Genomic DNA, 16,147 nt, shown 5'->3' with positions numbered 1-16,147 from the left:
TTTATTGGTTACCCTTTTTTATTGCTTTACAGTACGAATGTATTCTAGAATGATGGCTATCCAGTTGACTTAGTTTGTCAGATGAGAAGTAAATTCCATCCTTCCAACTCATACCTAAATATTTAGCAGTTTCTTCAAAAGGCATATAAAATCCTTCTTTCAATACGTTGTCACTTCCTGTACTAATTACTGAAAGCGATTTCCCCCTCAATTGACGTCCTATTTCTTTATAGATCATTAAACAGTCAGAAAAACGATCTAAAAACATCTTTAAAATACCACTCATAGTATACCAATACACAGGAGTTGCCAGTACTATAATGTCATACTCTATCATTTTTGAAATCAAGTTATAAAAATCGTCCTCTCGATTCTTAAACTCGTAATCAAACGGCTGGATATTATAATCATTTAAATCAACGACATCAAAATCAAGGTCCTTATTGATGGTCTTCAATAAGGTATATGTATTTCCTTTACTATTGGCACTGCCTAATATTATTACACCTTTCATACTTGAATATAAAATAAAAAAGGTCAAGCCTATATTTAGACTTGACCTTTTTATGTTTAACAGAATCTGCTTATTCGAAACGTAATCTCTTGTTCGCAGCGTAGTTCACTTTAAGAGCGTTAGCATCTCTAAGTTTCTGACGTACGTCTGAAATTACACCCATTTTTGCTTCTCTGTCAATTTTAAGTGACATAGTGATTTTATCACCGTCCTCACCTAGCTTATCTTTCTCAGTGATTACATGTTGAACGATTTGATCAGCGTCGATCAATACATCGTTAACTTGAATACGTGCTTCAGAACCGAATTTTTTCGAATCTTGAGGCTCACCGATATAGATATAAGATACTAGCGATTTCTTTTCAAGCTTTGTTAACTCAGATGCTTGTGGCAAAGAGTTCTTTACTAATAACTCAGACTCACGGAAAGTCGTCGAAATCATAAAGAAGAACAATAGCATGAAGATGATATCTGGCAAGGCCGAAGTAGGAATATCCTGCTTCGTTTTTGTTTTTTTCTTAAACGTTGCCATTTGCAAAGTATTTGTACAAACGCCACCTAAATTGGTGACGTTTGATGATTACAAATTATTTTATCTCAGAAGGCTCCGCATCAGATACTTTGTAAGGGATTGCCTTTTTAGCATCTTGAAGCTTTTCTTTATGAGCAGGATTATCTTTATCTAATGCTTGATAATCTTCTAAAGGCATTTTTAAGTATAAAGCACGCATTTCTGCGTAAGCATACTTTAATTCATCAATTACACCGATGTACATCTCATAAGTTGTACCACGGTCAGTCTTTAATGAAATAATAGCCTTTTGCGGTGATTCAGACATATCTTTGTTCTTACCATTGTTAAGAACAAACTCTTTAACCATTTCTCTTAACCTAGGAAGATCAACTTGTTCTTCCTGTGCAAGCATCATATCTTGTGAGTTCACAAGAATGTTGAATACGTTACGAGTTTTTACCTTTACGTCTACATCCTCCGCCTTTGGAGGTAACATTACTGTCACACCTTTATCAGATGCAATTGTTGTTGCCACCAAGAAGAAGATAAGCAAAAGGAAGGCGATATCCGCCATTGCTCCACCATTAATTTCTGGTGTTTCTTTTTTCTTCTTCTTTAACATAACTATCCAATAGATTTAATGATTCTTTGTACAGCGTCAATCACAATCGCAACGATTGAGATTCCGAATAAGTAGTACGTCATGTTTAAGATACCACCAATTTTTTGTGATAGATCTTCGTTCACTCCGAACTCGTTTAATTCTCTTGCTGTAACAGAACTATCAGCCATTGAATAACCAATAAAGAATAAAATTGCTAACCCAGCAACTGTACCTAATACAGTGATTGCTGATTTTGGATCAGTAGCAATTGACATTAAGAAACCAACTACCGTAGCAACTAGTGCAATAATGATCAATATACCTGTGAATGGTAGCAAATATTCTGTAAATATAGCTTCACCGTTCATAATCGTAATAAATTTCTAAGTTCTACAATCTACTATTTACTTTTTGTAAATAGGGGTCTACTAGTTAGCAGACAATTTGTGTTTCACTAAGATATCGATTAAAGAAACTGAAGCATCTTCCATTTCTAATACGATACCGTCGATAGTTGATACACAGTAGTTGTAGAATACTTGAAGAATTACACCTACGATTAGACCAGCTACTGTAGTAAGTAGGGCTACTTTAATACCACCTGCTACAAGCGAAGGAGAAATATCACCAGCTGCTTCGATTGCGTCGAATGCACCGATCATACCGATTACCGTACCCATGAAACCTAACATTGGTGCCATAGCGATAAATAATGAGATCCAAGGTAAACCTCTTTCTAATTTACCCATTTCTACTGAACCGTAAGCAACAACTGATTTCTCAACCATTTCGATACCTTCAGAAGCTCTCATTAAACCTTGCGTGAAGATTGAAGCAACTGGACCACGAGTAGCTTTAGTTACATCTAAAGCTGTTTCAACACCACCATTAGATAAAGCCTCTTCAACTTTAACTAATAATTTTTTAGTGTTTGTAGTTGAAAGTGATAATGTAATCACACGCTCGATAGCGATTGCTAAACCAAGGATTAATGTAAGCAATACAGCTCCCATGAATTCCCAACCACCTTCGATGAATTTTTGTTTCACTGCTTGAGTGAAAGATAATTCTTCAACTTGTGCTACTTCGTCACCTGAAATTTCAGTAACTGCTGCAGATGTTGTCTCTTCAGCTACTTGTTCTGTAGTAGCTTCTTCAGTTGTTTCATCTTGCGCATAAGACTGTGCGATACCTAAAGTCAATGCACAGAAAAACATCAATAACGCGAATACTCTTTTCATAACTCTCTAACGTTCAGATCGCAGTTTGTCAAATAAAAACAAACCACTCACCGATACTGTAATAATAAATTTGTTTGACTATCATCCGTAATCGTTGAGCAAGTTAATACTAAAACTTGAATTAGTATCTTTTTTGATAGTTTTTAACGACTACTGACTCGCAAAGAAAAATATAATTAAATTGATATACAAGTGACCTATTCAATTATAAACGCTGAAAAGACACTAATAAACCTAATAAATGTTATAGTTAGTTAATTTATAGTGTCAATTCTCCTTTTAAAGGTATGCCTATCAACTCTTTAACCCTTTCTGAATCTTTATACTTTGTTAACAGACACATTAACTTTGTTAAGGCTGCTTCAGTGGTCATATCCTTCCCACTCAAAACACCGATCTTATTCAGCTTGGCACTTGTGGCGTAGTGTCCTTGCATTACAGTTCCACCAGTACACTGAGAAATGTTGACAACAATAACCCCTTTCTTTACGATTTCTTCAATCAACTCTATAAACCAACCAGACGATGGAATGTTTCCTGATCCATATGATTCTAGAATGACACCCTGTAATTGAGGTTGTTTTAGCATATGAGCTATCATCTCTTTATGCATACCAGGGAATATCTTCAATAACATTACATTGGCATTGATCTCTTTCATGGATCTGACCGGACCATTGATCGGATCTTTCCAAAACATGTCTCGTTTGTATTCTATAAAAATTCCTGCTTCCGCTAAGGATGGATAATTATAAGAACGGAATGCCGTAAAATTAAAATTCTGTGACTTTTTAGAACGGTTACCTCTTAATAACTTACTGTTAAAACAAATACATACCTCCTGAACCAACATCTCACCCGATTCATGACGCTCGGATGCTATTTCTAAAGCTGACATTAAGTTTTCTCTAGCATCTGTCCTCTTCTCTCCAATCGGTAACTGAGAACCTGTAAGTATGATAGGCTTATGTACTCCATCTAACATAAAACTTAATGCCGAAGCAGTATAGGCCATAGTGTCTGTTCCATGAAGTATTACAAAGCCATCAAAGTCTTCATAAAACTCTTCTATAATAGTTCCTAACTGTACCCAATGCTGTGACGTAACATCTGACGAGTCAATTAATGGGTCTAATGAAATGACCGTTAATTCAAAATCAAATGCTCTTAACTCAGGAACAGCATCAATAATTTTTTCGAAATCAAATGGTATTAGACTCCCTGTTTCTGGGTGTCTATCCATACCAATTGTTCCTCCTGTATAAATCAAAAGAATCGATGTATCGGAAGTGTTAGGACCTGTAGAATTGATATTTACAGTTTTAAAGTAAGTTCTTGTTGACATTTCTGGATTATTTTGAAAGGTAGTTTTCTATGTCAAATAAATCATATGCATTGCGGTCAGTAGCTTCTTCTACTTCTGCTCCGCTTATGCCTAATAAGTCAGCAACCCTATCACATACATAAGTAGTATACAAAGGTTGGTTTCTTTTCCCTCTAAATGGTTTAGGTGCTAAGTAAGGGCTGTCTGTCTCTAATACCATATGTTTCAAATCCACATGTGGCACTACTTTATCCAGACCTCCATTTTTAAAAGTGACAACACCACCAATTCCAAGTTTGAAGTTTACATCAATAATTCTGTTCGCTTCCTCAAGAGTACCAGTGAAGCAATGCAAGACTCCAAAAAGTTCATCACAGGCTAATTCTTCTAATAACTCTATCGTTTCTGTCATTGCGTCTCTAGCATGAATAACTAAAGGTAGTTGGTGTTTCTTTGCCAATTCTGCCTGAATCTTAAAAGCTTCAATTTGTTGTTCTTTAAAAGTCTTATCCCAATACAGATCTAGACCCATTTCTCCAACAGCAACAAACTTTCTCTTATTCAACCAATCTTCAACGATATATAATTCTTTTTCAAAATTTTTATCAACATGACAAGGATGCAAACCCATCATTGACAAACATTGTGAAGAATATTTATCCTCCAAAGCCAACATTCCGTCTATAGAGGTATGGTCGATATTTGGCATTAATATATGTTTCAGTCCATTATCAAATGCTGAAGCTAAAACATTGTCGATATCTTCTTTAAATTTGTCTGAATATATATGAGCGTGAGTGTCTATCATTTTTATCAATTTTTTAAATGTTAATCACGCAAATCTAATAGCTTCATTGAAATTGGTCCTAGTACTGAAATCTAATTTTTTCAATAGGTTTCACCTTATTCCAAAATAATGGCTAATATTGAAATTAATTATTAAGTAATTCATAGTAATCCATGAGACTCAATAAAAAAAATATAAAATTAACTTGTGCTTCAATTTTTATTGGAATGGGCCTTTTTGGGTTCAATTCATTTGAAAACCCTTCTGATACTACTCAAAATAAAAAATTAGAAAACCCTCCTGTTTTAGAAAACATCGAATTTCAAAAAGGAGAAATGCTAACATATATTGCAGGTTATGCTATGTTTGAAGCAGGTGAAGCTGTTGTAAAACTAGACAAACACACAAAAAATGTAAACGACCAGGAATGTTATAAAGTGGATGTTACAGGTAGAAGTATCGGTATTTTCGGTATGACAATGAAAATAAGAGACCTATGGCAAAGTTACTTTAACACAGATACTAGATTTCCTGCTCAGTTTAACAGAGATATTGTTGAAGGTGGATATACACTAGTTGAAAAATTAGATTTCGATCAAGAAAACGGAAAAGTTGAATCTCATTGGTATAAGAAGGATAAACCTGAAGACATCAAAAATGAACATTTTGAGATGAAGCCTAATACTCATGATATTATTTCAGGATATTATTACTTGAGAACTCTTGATTATGAGAAAATGAGTGAAGGAGACACCATCAAAATGAATGCTTTCTGGGAAAATAAGGCTTATGATTTCGACATAGTTTATTTAGGTAGGGAAAAGTGTTATACAAAATTCGGAAGAATTGATTCCTTTGTAATGTCACCAATTATGCCGGAGAATGACCTTTTTTCTGGAACTCACCCTATTAAATTTTGGGTATCTAACGATGTAAATCGTATCCCATTAAAAATTCAGGCCGAACTTATTGTAGGAGCCGTTAATGTTGATCTTGTCCGATATAAAGGACTAAAAGAAAAGCTCAAAAAGGTAAAATAAATAAAAGGCCTTCGTAGATTTAAAATTCTACGAAGGCCTTTTTTCTTAATACAAAGCGTCTTTGATCTCTTCTGCTAATTCTTTTGGTGTTTTAACTCCACCATTAATAATTATCTGAGCTTTATTATAGAACGGTAGTCGTTGTTCTCTTTTAGCCTGTATTGCTTGAAATATCTCTTCTTTAGATTCTTGAGCGAGTAATGGTCTAGAACCATGTTGTTCCCAAACTCTCTCTGTCAGCTCTAATGGTGCTATATCTACAAACACAGTAGTTCCTAATCGATTTAGCACTTCCATATTATTGAAAAAACAAGGTGCTCCTCCTCCCGTTGCTATAATCGAATTATCCGGTTTAAATTCCTGAACGACCTTTTGTTCTACTTTTCTAAAGTAGTCCTCACCATTCAATTCAAAAATTGTTGGTATTGGAGCTTCTTCTCTTATTTCAATTTCAGAATCCATATCATAAAATGGTAGAGATATGAGTTCTGATAATTCTTTTGCTAATGTAGATTTCCCACTTCCTGGCATACCTACCAAATAAATACGCATAATAACTTTTCTAAGTCAGTCTAATTTTAGGATCTAGGACAGCATACAAAATATCCACGAAGATATTAACAACAACAAAACCAAATGCGATAAATATTGTAGATCCCATTACTACTGGAAGATCTAAATACTCTACCGCCTGAATCGTTTTAAAACCTAATCCTTTCCACTTGAAAATATATTCAATAAAAAATGCACCTGCTAACATCGTCGCTAGCCAACCTGAAACTGCTGTGATTACAGGATTTAAGGCATTTCTTAATGTATGTACAGTTACGACTCTTACAAACCCAGCTCCTTTAGCTTTTGCTGTTCTCACATAATCCTGAGACATCACATCTAGCATAGAACTTCTTGTCAATTGTACAATGATTGCTAAAGGTCTTGTAGCGAGGGTAATGGCAGGTAAGATAATATTCTCCAGATGAAGTTGTCGTCCATAAATAGGGTCATTTACCCATAATGATCCTGTCATACTCAAATGAGTGATATCAGATAAATAATAACCGAATATCATTGCCATTAGAATAGCTAACACGAAAGACGGCATGGATATAAATACTACAGAACCACTAATAATAAAATGGTCTATTTTCTGTCCATAGTTTAATGCTGCCACCACTCCTAAAAACACACCCAATATAGAAGCAATTAAGATTGCAGCCAACGACAGCCAAAATGTACCAGGGAGGCTTTCAAGAAGAATATCATCTACCCTCTTATTTGTTTGAAACGACTTTCTAAGATAGGGTGGCTTAAAAACTAAGCAATAGTTTTCTCCTCCAATCACTTTGAAGTAATGATATTTTTTAGCGGCTTTTTCTGTGTTTTCTTCAATTGAAATAATGGATAAATCACTTAAGTATCTACCATATTGAACGATCAACGGTTTATCTAGTCCTAATTCATGACGGATAAGCTCTCTTGTCTCTAAATCAGCATGCTGACCGGACATAAGGTCTACAGGATCGCCAGGAAGGGCATGAAAAAGCATGAACACTACTGTGATCACACCCCAGATTACCAATAATCCGTATAAGAATCTATTTATTATAAATTGAAGCACAGATATTAATCAATAAGAGTAGTTAATTCCTCCACAGTTGGAGTATCATTATAATGCCATTTTCCTAAAATTGTACCATCTTTTACTAAGATCACCCCTGGGTTAGAGCGGATCATAGCTTTAAGGACAGTTGCATCTGCATAATAATAAGGAGTAGCAAGTTGTACATCATGTCTGAATTTCTCAAAATCTGAAGCATCACTTGTTATCGTAACTGCTTTTACATCTTTCATAGAAACATCTGCAATTAATTTATTGATAGGTTCCATCACCTCAAAATTAATTTTAGATACATTCTGTACAATTATCAACAACTTTGTTCCTGTTGTTGTGATTTCTGTCAGATCATCTCCATTTTCATTGGAAACATAATAATCCGGAATAAGTGGTTTGCACTCATCTTCATTTAAGATTTCCATCCTCTTAAATTTCCATGCAGGATCTGTTGGATATGTTTCAAAAACCTTCTCCTCTCCATCTTTTTCCATGTAATAAACATTGACACATGGAGCTTGAGGTTTCATCATTTCTTCAATATTTGCACCTATCTGATATGGTCTGAAGTCTATTGGAGGCAAGTGTTCCAAAGCATAATAACATAGACCAAAAGAGAAGAAAACAGACAACCATACCATTAATACTTGCATTGGGTTTGATTTGTCTTTTGTATAATTTCTATCTCCTCCATAAGTTCCAAACTGAGAGGCTTTCTTTTTTGGTGTCAGAACCATCGCCACTAAAAGCAACACCAATAAAATGATGTCTTTGGTAAAAGATCCCCAAGGAGAGAATTTGATAGCATCTCCAAAGCATCCACAATCTGTTACTTTATCAAAGTATGCAGAATAAAAAGTTAAGAACCCGAAAAATACTAAAAGTGCTAATGTAGCCTTCTGCATTAATCTAGGTTTATAATTTACAACTAGAGCAACACCTAAGATAAATTCAAATGACGAGAAAAGTACTGACAATATCAAAGACCAATGTGCCATTTCATTGAAAAACACTTCCATAAAGCCTATTGTTCCGGCCATATCATCTGCAAATACATGGAAATATTCTTCAAATTTTATTGCAGTCCCCATAGGGTCGTCGATTTTCACAAATCCAGACACCATGAATACTAATCCCACAAGTATGGCAAAAATTCTCTGTAAAACTCTCATTCGTCTATTATTGAGTAGGTTGCTGTTCGTCGTTCTAAAAAGTCGTTAAATAAAAAAGTCTTCTAAAGATAGGATTTATTCTGATACAAAACCTGATAGAATCAAGGCAAATATCGAATAGTTAATCATATCCTGATAATTAGCATCTACTCCTTCAGACACAATAGTTTTCCCTTCGTTTCCTTCAATTTGTTTCACTCGAAGTAATTTCATAAGAATAATATCAGTGATACTAGATACTCTCATCATTCTCCAAGCTTCACCATAATCATGGTTCTTGTTGAACATTAAGTTCATGGTTTCGTTAGCATGCTTATCGTAATACTTCATTACTTCTTCTGCCGACAACTCCATTCTTTCGTCTTCAAGTAATTCTAGCTGAGTTAAAGCCATCAAACAATAATTGATAATCGCTACGAATTCATCAAGAATATCTTCATCAATTTTTTGCGTTCCTTTCTCTTGAATTGAGCGGATACGCATTGCTTTGATATAGATTTGATCTGTAATGGAAGATAATCGTAATATTCTCCAAGCTGTACCGTAATCAATCGTTTTCTTTTCAAATAGTGATCTACATTTTGAAATCACTGCCTTAAATTCTTGTTCTGTCTTCTCTGCCATTTCTTGTTCTAACTTTGTTAGTGATTTTTTTCAACTAACTTTGCCGTAAAGTTAATAGATACATCAAAATAAATGATGAAAACATCCCCCCTTTCAATTAAAATTTCTGGAAATCTTTTAGAATTAACTACTCCTAAAGTCATGGGTATCATAAATGCTACTCCTGATTCATTTTATACACATAGTAGAAAAGTTTATATCGAAGATGCAGTTGCACAAGCAGACCAAATGTTGAAAGATGGTGCCACTTTTCTAGATATCGGTGGTTACTCTTCAAGACCTGGTGCAGACCATGTATCTACTTTTGAGGAATTAGAAAGAGTAATTCCAATTATCGAATCGATTAAGGAGAAATATCCTCAAGCTATTATCTCTATTGATACATTTAGAAGTGAAGTAGCAGAAAAAAGTATTCAGGCGGGTGCTAGTATTATTAATGATATATCTGGAGGAAGTTTAGATGACAAAATGTTTGATACAGTCAAAAAACTAAATGTTCCTTATATCTTGATGCATATGAGAGGAAACCCTCAAACGATGCAGCAACTCACTGATTACCCAAGTGGGGTTACACACGAGGTCATTCGACATTTTGCAGAAAAGAAAAATGAATTTCTTAAAGATGGAGGTAGTGATTTAATATTAGACCCTGGTTTTGGTTTCGCTAAAACACTTGAGCAAAATTATGAGTTACTGCATGAGTTAGACCTTTTACAGTCTTTAGAATGCCCACTTCTTATTGGAGTATCTCGTAAATCCATGATTACCAAAAAGTTAAACATCACTCCGCAAGATGCTCTAAATGGAACAACTGTCATTAATACTGTTGCAATTCAGAAAGGAGCTAACATTCTAAGAGTACATGATGTAAAACAAGCTGTAGAATGTGTAAAACTTCTCTCGTAAACAGTTTCTTTTTTAAAGAAAGGGTCTATTTTTGTATATAGAATATTAGATTTTTGTGATCACATCTCAGACCGAATATAAATGTTATTATTCAGCGTTGGCTTTTTAGAAATCAATTTTGTGGACTTCCTCGATATCCTATTGGTATCGGTGTTGTTGTTTCACATGTATAAATTGATAAAAGGCAGTGTTGCTTTAAAAATATTTGTTGGTGGACTTTCAATTTACCTCACTTATTTAGTGGTAAAAGCCACTGACATGGAATTACTATCTGAGATTCTAAGTCAGTTTATTGATGTTGGGGTAATTGCAGCTTTCATCCTTTTCCAACAGGAAATACGAAAGTTCTTACTCATCATTGGAAAGTCTACTGATTTCAAAAACTTCCCTTTGTTTCAACTCTTCAAAACCAAGAGTAAAGAAACTGAAATTGATTTAGACATCCCTTCTATCATTGATGCAATGAAAGACATGAGTGGTACCAATACAGGTGCACTTATTGTTATTTCTAAAGATGATGCTTTACAGTTCTATGCTGAAACTGGAGATTATGTCGATGCAAAAATTTCAAAGAGACTTCTATTATCCATCTTTTTCAAAAATAGCCCCATGCATGATGGTGCTTGTTTGATCTACAAAAATAGAATCCAAGCGGCAAGATGTATCCTTCCTGTTTCTGAAAACCCTAACATTCCTGCAACCATGGGTCTTAGACATAGAGCAGGTATTGGTATGACGGAAAATACCAACTGTATAGTATTAATTGTTTCAGAAGAAACTGGACAGATGTCATTTATCCAAGGTGGTGTTATTGACCACAATATCTCTGCTATTGAACTAAGAGGAAAAATCAGAAATTATATGCTTGATGATGAAGAGAATAATTCTCCGAAATCATAGCACTTCCAATGCATGTATGTTTTCATACTTATCAGACAAAAAAACAAAAACTAATTTTTCGGGATAACAGTTTAATTAAGTACTTACTTGTTATACCTAATTTTTACTGTTATGAAGATTTTCATAAAAGTCGCAATTATCCCAATAATACTTACCCTCTTTGCCTTTCACCCCTTAAATAATGATCCTCAGTCATTTTTAGAAAGAGGTGTTGAACAATTCAATAATGAAAATTATTTAGAGGCCATTTCCAGTTTTACAATGGCTGTTAGTATTCAAGATGATCTTGGATCAGCATATTATCATAGAGGGCTTGCTAAAAGTCAACTGGGTAAAAAAATGGGGTATTATAACCCTAATTTCTGCCTAGATTTTATTGCTGCCATTGATAATGAATATTATGATGCGATCGAGGCTGCATACACTTTAGGGCGCAATGAAGCAGTTCGTATTGACCATATAAATTCACCCAATGAGGAGATATACAACATCGACATGTCAAATCAAGGTGTTGCAAGTATTTCTCAACAATATCATCAATATCCTCACCTCATTGCATTAAATCTGAGCCATAATAACATTTCTGAGCTAGAAAATATTACAGGGAATAATTCATATTTACTCTCCCTAGATATAGGTCACAATGAATTACGACATATCCCTTCATCTATACAAAACTGTACATATTTGTACGACTTGAACTTGAGCCATAACAATATTAAATCACTACCTGATCAGATTACAACATTATCTCATTTAGCCTATCTAAATTTGAGGGGGAATAGATTGCACAGTTTGCCTAAAAATATTCAGCAACTTAAATCTTTAAAAGTGCTTGATTTATCATTAAATCAATTCAAGAAGCTACCTAAAGATATTAGTCAATTAAAAGGGTTGGATGTTTTGGTTTTATCTGGTAACCCAATCAGTAAAAGTGATATTAAGAAACTCAAACTTGAGTTACATGATACTCAAATCATTTTTGATATGTAAGATATAACAAGAAAATAAAAAAAGGGAAGCGTAGATGCTTCCCTTTTCTGTTTCTATATACATGATAGTTTATTGTTTGCCTGTAAATTCAGACACCCAAAGATCTATCGTTCGACCAAATCTAATTCTAGGATATTTACCTTCTTCATCTTTCTCTGCTGAAGGATATTGTTTCACTACAACACCTGGAATAGTATCATATGGGATATATTGCACTCTACCTTTCCCTAAGCCTTGACCAAACAGAGCAAACTCAGCATCACCTTCTGACATTCCTACTAAATTAGGAACTTCAGTATCTTGTTTACCAAGGCCATCACCAACAACAATGTCAACTTTTCCTCCTCTATGTACTTTATTTTTGGTAAGAATTTTCTTACCTCTCTTTTTATCGTACTTCTGAATCATTGTTCCTCTGTAACGCACCTCAAGAATACCTTCATAACGATCTGGCACTCGAGTTACTTTACCAGGAGTAATTCCCTTCGTCTTTAACACCTCAGCTGCATTTTTCAACGAAGAAGTTAAAAGGTCATCTAAAGTAATTGCTTCTGGTTGAGCTGGGTTAACAGTAAGATAGATTTTACGGTTATCTTTCACCTTTTCACCTGCCTTAGGTGTAGCAGCTAAAACTGTTAAGTAAGGTAATCCTGCATCATAATTCACAGGAGCAGAATCAAAAACAGCTACTCGTAAACCTGCTGCCTCTAAACGCTTTGTAGCATCTACTAATGACATACTATCTACTTTAGGTACAGTAACCGTCTCTGCATGCTTTGTTGAAGAAGGCAAGTACACCTGAAAGAATAAAAATAGTATAACAACAAAAGCAACAGCTATTAAAACTAAGTTTATTAAAAGTGATAAAGGAGAGTCTCCAAAAACGATTTTTTTAATCTTGTCTTTATCCATTATTATTTGCTAAGATTAGCTTCAGTTCGTTTAATTCCGTAATCTAAGATACTATCAATAAAATCAAAAGGCTTATATCCATTAATTGCTGCCTGATGGAAAATACAAGTAGCAGGTGTCATACCTGGAAGTGAATTCACTTCAATTACAATAGTTTCTACCTTTTTCTCTTCTTTCCAAATTCTCACAAAAGCATCAATTCTACAATACCCTTGTACATTTAATGTTTTAGCTACTTTTTCTAAATCCTTTCTTACTGCATCAGAAACCCATTTTTGTTCTTCTGGATTCGTAGAGAAACGAGGAGGTGTTATATTTTGACCTTCCCCTGCCAAAAACTTTTCTTCAAGAGATAAGATCTCTCCACTAGCTAATGCTTCTGATGGTTCGAAAACTTCATATGAACGAGTGCCATCTTCATGCCACTTTGTTAACATACCTCCTGTAATCTCAAGGAAATGATCTGCATCTTTTGCACTAATCAATTCTTCAATCAGGATGCGTTGTTTACTTGGAAATTCTTCGTTTTTATCTAAATCCAATTTAAGGCGAAGTTCTTCACTTACCTCTTCTTCAGATCTAAACATCGCTAGGGCAAAGTTTTCCAACTGTTCTCTCTTCTTAATCATCATTACTGCAGAAGAACATCCGTCATCGGCAGGTTTTGCAATAAGAGGAAATTTAAAACGACTTTCTACCTGGTCTATAGCTGCTTTTGCATCTTCTTGCCAGATAGATTTTTCTAACAACATATGTTCAGCGACAAAAATATCTTTCTTACCTAGAATCTCTGTTGTTACATATTTATCAATTGTAATTTCTGAACTATCAACATCAGAACCATTATATGGAATATGCTTTTCATTAAGATGTTTCTGTACCGCACCATCTTCGCCAGGTCGACCATGTAACGCAATAAATACTGCATCAACACGCTCTTTTAGCGTATCATAATTTAAAGGTTTAGGATCAAAACAAGCTCCTGCAGCATACTTATTTGTAATAGGTTTCGCCTTTTCAATAGCTTCCGTTAGAATAGCATTCTTCTCACCTGCTAAAGCTTGATTTACTTTTAATTTAATATCATCAGCATTGTCCTTCAACATGATATTAACTGGCAATTCATACAACTCGTGGTTATCATGATCACCAGTCAGAAATATAGGAATAGCTTCATACTTATGTGATGATGCTAATTTTTCATAGATATTACGACCAGATTCAACAGAAATATGGCGTTCTGAAGAATAACCTCCCATAATAACACCAACTTTCAGAGACTCCTGTTGAAGTGAATTAGAATGAGATATTTGTTGATCTAGTGTTCTTAATAGTGGTTTTGTAACAACTGTATTCTTTCCTGATCTGATACGACAAGCCAAAGATGTTCTTATGATGAAAGTTAAGAACTGAGAAGGGTTCAATCCTATTTCGGCTGCCTGATGGAAAAAGAATGAAGAAGGCATCATTCCAGAAGTAGTATTCGGGTCATTTAGATAAACTGTCCCGTCTTCTGTCACAAAACCATCGATACGAGCATATACATCAAACTGTAATTTCTTATATAAATCCTCACAATCTGATTGAATTTCGCGTACTTTTTCTAATGGCAGATCAATAGGTGTCACCTTTCTACTCATACCAGGAAGGTACTTAGAACGGTAATCAAATACACCTTCATTACCTCTAACAATTTCCGTAGGCGGCAATGCTAGTGGAGTTCCATCTTCGTCTTCAACAACGATACATGAAAACTCTCTACCTTTTACATGTTGTTCGATAAGTAAACGCTCTTCCGCGTCTAATGACTGATAACTTACAGACTCTAAACCTTCTTTATCAAAAGATGATGATAGGTGATCGTATAGTTCTTTTGGATTATAGATGATATGATCTTCTTGTCCATTTACATACACAGGAAGTCCAATACCTAATCTCACATCTACAAAATCATGTACAAAACGTATCTTATCATCATCAGAAAGTGATACCCAATCTGATTGGCTTACTTCCTCAATAAATAATGATTTTTTTGCAGCATGCTTAAATGCCTCAAGATTATCTTCTTTTACAATACTTACGCCTAATGAAGACCCCTGACGAGGTGCTTTCACCACTAAAGGCATACCTAAAGAGGCTTTTAAGTTTTTGTAAGTAGTTTCAATAATATCGTCTTCTAAATCCTTAGTCTCAATCACTTCATAATCTGGAGTGGTTAAACCTAAGTCTTTAAATAATTTCTTCTGAGTAATTTTATCAATACCGATCGCAGAAGAAAGAACCCCTGCTCCTGAGTAAGGAATACCATACCACTCCAATAAACCTTGTAAGTTTCCATCTTCACCAAATGGACCATGAAGTGCTAAAAAGGCAAAGTCAAATAAATCAGAAAAGTCACTTGGGTTTACTTTTCGGCCCACTTTTGAGGCCATTTCAGAAGCCTCACTTTCTGTAAGTTTACCAAGAGATTCTACATACATCTGGAAACCTGATAATTCTTCAGGAATACTTTGTACTGGGGGATAAAAATCTCTTACTGTTCCTTTATATACATATGACCACTCCAAATGAATGAAGTTGCCTAAACTATCTACAAATATTGGTACGGGCTCAAACAAGTGCTTATCTAGGTTATCATACACTGTTCTACCACCTGCAAAGGAGATTTCACGTTCTCGCGAAATACCTCCAAAAAAAATCCCTACTTTCATCATGACGAGCAAATTTAGGAAAAAGAATTAGGTTTTTGCTATGTTCAACCAATCACTTAGTAGACAATTGGAAGATAAAGCAGTTTAATCCTTACAATCAAATCAGTATTTAAATTTATTGACTGAAAACAACTTATAAAAGTACCAAATTACCTTTTAATAAATAAATGAAGAAGTTAAAAGTTGAAGGAAAATAAAAAGCCCAAAGAATATCTTTGAGCTTTTCATCATTTAATAAGATTACTTTTGTATAAAATGTTTAATTCTAGTAGTCATACATTAATTGACTGACA

At 34.5% G+C, this 16,147-nt stretch carries 17 protein-coding genes; 4 read left to right on the top strand and 13 right to left on the bottom strand.

Features of this window, described 5'->3' with window-relative positions; translation table 11 throughout:
- Nucleotide 1: 1 nt before the first annotated feature.
- From HGP29_RS03175 to HGP29_RS03145, 7 genes are all read right to left on the bottom strand, one after another.
- Nucleotides 2-514 carry a flavodoxin family protein gene (locus tag HGP29_RS03175; protein ID WP_168880893.1) on the bottom strand — a complete coding sequence of 171 codons (513 nt, stop codon included), beginning with the start codon at nt 512-514 and terminating at the stop codon, nt 2-4.
- Nucleotides 515-584: 70 nt separating this feature from the next.
- On the bottom strand, nt 585-1,046 hold the full coding sequence (locus HGP29_RS03170; protein ID WP_168880891.1) for an ExbD/TolR family protein: 462 nt from the start codon (nt 1,044-1,046) through the stop codon (nt 585-587).
- Nucleotides 1,047-1,101: 55 nt separating this feature from the next.
- Nucleotides 1,102-1,650, bottom strand: a complete 549-nt coding sequence (locus HGP29_RS03165; protein WP_168880889.1) for an ExbD/TolR family protein — start codon at nt 1,648-1,650, stop codon at nt 1,102-1,104.
- 2 nt (nt 1,651-1,652) lie between these two features.
- The gene (locus HGP29_RS03160) at nt 1,653-2,000 is read right to left on the bottom strand and encodes a hypothetical protein (protein WP_168880887.1); all 348 of its coding nucleotides are present in this window, start codon (nt 1,998-2,000) and stop codon (nt 1,653-1,655) included.
- Nucleotides 2,001-2,060: 60 nt separating this feature from the next.
- Nucleotides 2,061-2,873, bottom strand: coding sequence for a MotA/TolQ/ExbB proton channel family protein (locus tag HGP29_RS03155; protein ID WP_168880885.1), 813 nt, complete (start codon nt 2,871-2,873; stop codon nt 2,061-2,063).
- A 259-nt stretch (nt 2,874-3,132) separates the two neighbouring features.
- Nucleotides 3,133-4,218 carry an asparaginase gene (locus HGP29_RS03150; RefSeq protein ID WP_168880884.1) on the bottom strand — a complete coding sequence of 362 codons (1,086 nt, stop codon included), beginning with the start codon at nt 4,216-4,218 and terminating at the stop codon, nt 3,133-3,135.
- A 7-nt stretch (nt 4,219-4,225) separates the two neighbouring features.
- Entirely contained in the window at nt 4,226-5,005 is a 780-nt protein-coding gene (locus tag HGP29_RS03145; RefSeq protein WP_168880882.1) for a TatD family hydrolase, read from the bottom strand.
- Between the two features lie 152 nt (nt 5,006-5,157).
- Here HGP29_RS03145 and HGP29_RS03140 point away from each other — a divergent pair, with 152 nt between their 5' ends.
- Nucleotides 5,158-6,024, top strand: coding sequence for a DUF3108 domain-containing protein (locus tag HGP29_RS03140; RefSeq protein ID WP_168880880.1), 867 nt, complete (start codon nt 5,158-5,160; stop codon nt 6,022-6,024).
- A 45-nt stretch (nt 6,025-6,069) separates the two neighbouring features.
- On the opposite strand, the gene HGP29_RS03135 is transcribed toward HGP29_RS03140, so the two are convergent.
- From HGP29_RS03135 to HGP29_RS03120, 4 genes are all read right to left on the bottom strand, one after another.
- A complete protein-coding gene (locus HGP29_RS03135) occupies nt 6,070-6,576 on the bottom strand; it encodes a shikimate kinase (RefSeq protein WP_168880878.1) in 507 nt (168 codons plus the stop codon).
- Between the two features lie 10 nt (nt 6,577-6,586).
- On the bottom strand, nt 6,587-7,642 hold the full coding sequence (locus HGP29_RS03130) for an ABC transporter permease (protein ID WP_168880876.1): 1,056 nt from the start codon (nt 7,640-7,642) through the stop codon (nt 6,587-6,589).
- Nucleotides 7,643-7,647: 5 nt separating this feature from the next.
- A complete protein-coding gene (locus HGP29_RS03125; RefSeq protein WP_168880874.1) occupies nt 7,648-8,808 on the bottom strand; it encodes a BT_3928 family protein in 1,161 nt (386 codons plus the stop codon).
- A 75-nt stretch (nt 8,809-8,883) separates the two neighbouring features.
- Nucleotides 8,884-9,432: a DUF1599 domain-containing protein gene (locus HGP29_RS03120; protein WP_168880872.1), complete on the bottom strand. Its 549-nt coding sequence runs from the start codon at nt 9,430-9,432 to the stop codon at nt 8,884-8,886.
- A gap of 72 nt (nt 9,433-9,504) precedes the next feature.
- Here HGP29_RS03120 and folP point away from each other — a divergent pair, with 72 nt between their 5' ends.
- The 3 genes from folP to HGP29_RS03105 all read left to right on the top strand — a co-directional run bounded on the left by folP (nt 9,505) and on the right by HGP29_RS03105 (nt 12,231).
- Nucleotides 9,505-10,338 (top strand): dihydropteroate synthase, encoded by an 834-nt coding sequence (gene folP, locus HGP29_RS03115; protein WP_211093185.1) that lies wholly within the window; start codon nt 9,505-9,507, stop codon nt 10,336-10,338.
- A gap of 81 nt (nt 10,339-10,419) precedes the next feature.
- On the top strand, nt 10,420-11,238 hold the full coding sequence (cdaA, locus tag HGP29_RS03110) for a diadenylate cyclase CdaA (RefSeq protein WP_168880870.1): 819 nt from the start codon (nt 10,420-10,422) through the stop codon (nt 11,236-11,238).
- Nucleotides 11,239-11,349: 111 nt separating this feature from the next.
- On the top strand, nt 11,350-12,231 hold the full coding sequence (locus HGP29_RS03105) for a leucine-rich repeat domain-containing protein (protein WP_168880868.1): 882 nt from the start codon (nt 11,350-11,352) through the stop codon (nt 12,229-12,231).
- A 69-nt stretch (nt 12,232-12,300) separates the two neighbouring features.
- Here HGP29_RS03105 and HGP29_RS03100 read toward each other — a convergent pair whose 3' ends face one another.
- Together HGP29_RS03100 and HGP29_RS03095 are read right to left on the bottom strand one after the other, a co-directional pair.
- Nucleotides 12,301-13,143: a PASTA domain-containing protein gene (locus HGP29_RS03100; protein WP_168880866.1), complete on the bottom strand. Its 843-nt coding sequence runs from the start codon at nt 13,141-13,143 to the stop codon at nt 12,301-12,303.
- 2 nt (nt 13,144-13,145) lie between these two features.
- A complete protein-coding gene (locus HGP29_RS03095) occupies nt 13,146-15,857 on the bottom strand; it encodes a D-alanine--D-alanine ligase family protein (RefSeq protein WP_168880864.1) in 2,712 nt (903 codons plus the stop codon).
- Nucleotides 15,858-16,147 lie beyond the last annotated feature (290 nt).

Source organism: Flammeovirga agarivorans, from assembly GCF_012641475.1.
GTDB classification, from domain to species: domain Bacteria; phylum Bacteroidota; class Bacteroidia; order Cytophagales; family Flammeovirgaceae; genus Flammeovirga; species Flammeovirga agarivorans.
Note: the sequence above shows the minus strand (reverse complement) of the source record. Positions and strands in the feature narration are given on the sequence as shown.